Origin of the sequence: Streptomyces sp. MK37H (genome assembly GCF_018035285.1) — a bacterium.
GTDB lineage: Bacteria > Actinomycetota > Actinomycetes > Streptomycetales > Streptomycetaceae > Streptomyces > Streptomyces endocoffeicus.
Genome location: NZ_JAAAYH010000811.1, coordinates 1 through 1,675 on the forward strand (window position 1 = coordinate 1; position 1,675 = coordinate 1,675).

At 71.8% G+C, this 1,675-nt stretch carries 3 protein-coding genes; 2 read left to right on the top strand and 1 reads right to left on the bottom strand.

Features of this window, described 5'->3' with window-relative positions:
- The coding region (locus GWI24_RS44115; RefSeq protein ID WP_210951623.1) for a vancomycin high temperature exclusion protein at positions 1–573 on the top strand (573 nt) is incomplete at its 5' end.
- Positions 574–622: 49 nt separating this feature from the next.
- On the opposite strand, the gene cutA is transcribed toward GWI24_RS44115, so the two are convergent.
- Positions 623–946: a divalent-cation tolerance protein CutA gene (gene cutA, locus GWI24_RS44120; RefSeq protein ID WP_020871507.1), complete on the bottom strand. Its 324-nt coding sequence runs from the start codon at positions 944–946 to the stop codon at positions 623–625.
- Between the two features lie 161 nt (positions 947–1,107).
- Here cutA and GWI24_RS44125 point away from each other — a divergent pair, with 161 nt between their 5' ends.
- Complete coding sequence (locus tag GWI24_RS44125; protein WP_210951624.1) at positions 1,108–1,467, top strand: cupin; 360 nt, start codon at positions 1,108–1,110, stop codon at positions 1,465–1,467.
- Positions 1,468–1,675: the final 208 nt, after the last annotated feature.

Here is a 1,675-nt window from a genome sequence, read left to right on the forward strand (position 1 = left end):
ACGGACGACCGAATCCATACGGTCGCCGATGTGCCCTCGGCCCCGGTCGGGGTGGTCTTCGGGGCGGGGCTGTGGAACGGGGAGCCGTCGCCGTATCTGGCGCACCGGCTGGACGCCGCCGTACGGCTCTACAAGGCGGGCAGGGTCCATGCGCTGCTGGTCACGGGGGACAACAGCCGCCATGACTACGACGAGCCGGACGCGATGCGCGCGTATCTGGTCAAGCGCGGGGTCCCGGACCGGCGGATCGTGAGCGACTTCGCGGGATTCGACACCTGGGACTCCTGCAGCCGGGCCCGGCGGGTCTTCGGGGTGCACAAGGCGGTGCTGGTGAGCCAGGGGTTCCATGTCCGCCGGGCGCTGGCGCTGTGCGGGGCGGCGGGGATCGACGCGTACGGGGTCGCGGTCGACGAGCCGCACGATGTGACCTGGTACTTCGGTGGCACACGGGAGGTCGTGGCGGCGGGCAAGGCGGCGCTGGACGCGGCGTTCGAGCCGGATCCGCACTTCCTGGGGCCACGGGAGCGGGGGATCGAGAAGGCGCTGGCGGAACGGGGCTCGGGCGCGCGTTGAGCCGTCGCCCGGGATCTCCCTGAGCCCTCGCCCCGGCCCTCGATCGCCGTCAGCCGATCGTCGTCTCCGACACCACCCACGCCAGGTAGTCCTCGCTGCCGTTCACGATGGGCGTCGCGATGACCTCGGGGGTCTCGTAGTCGTGCGCCTCGCGGATATGCGCCTCCAGCTCGTCGTAGCGCGCGGCGGTGGTCTTGAACAGCACCTGCCACTCGGCCGCCGTCTCGACCTCCCCCTCCCACCGGTACACGGATGTCACGGGCTGGCTGATCTGCGCACAGGCCGCCAGCCGGGCCTCGATCGCCCCACGGGCCAGCGCCTCGGCCTTCTCGGGGGTGTCGGTGGTGGTCAGTACGGTCAGGTAGTCGGCCACTGCTGCGGTACCTCTCTCCACGGGGCGGTTGCGCGTCGGTTGCGCGGGGCGGTTGCACGGGGCGGTTGCACGGCGCGGCTGTGAACTGGCGCCCACCACGCTAGCCGGTGAGGATTGAGGGAACCCGCCGACGATCAGACCGGACCGATCGAGGGGCACTCATGGATGACCTCACCACGCTCGCGCGCCACCATCTGGACCAGGCCAAGGCCGATCCGCACGGGCGCAGCGCACACCTGTTCCTGCATGACGGTCCGCTGCGGCAGAGCGTGATCGCCATGGTCTCCGGCTGTGAGCTCAACGAGCACAACGCTCCCCCGGCGGCCAGCCTCCAGGTGCTGCACGGGCATGTACGGCTGACCGGCGGCGGTGACCGGCTGGATCTCATCGCGGGCCAGGTGCAGGAGTTGCCGCACGAACGGCACGGGTTGCGGGCGCTGGAGGACTCGGTGGTGCTGCTGACGGCCGTGACCGCCACGCATGGCTGTCCCACCCCTTACGAGGACGCGGCCACCGCCTGACGACGGGCCCAGCCGCTGGCCGATGGCTGGGCTGCGGGGGGTGTCCGGCGGCTCTTTCCCCTCCCCGCCCCTTCCCGCAGCATCGATATGCGGCTCCGCCACTGACCCCGGGGGTCGACGAGCCGACCGTCGCCGCCGTGACCACCCGCACCGGCGGGCTGGTCGCGCTCGGCACGCCGACGCGGCGGATGACCGCACACATCCGGGT

What these genes read in the sequence shown, in the direction of transcription:
- GWI24_RS44125 (WP_210951624.1), top strand. Translation starts at nt 1,108, where the DNA reads ATGGATGACCTCACCACGCTCGCGCGCCACCATCTGGACCAGGCCAAG.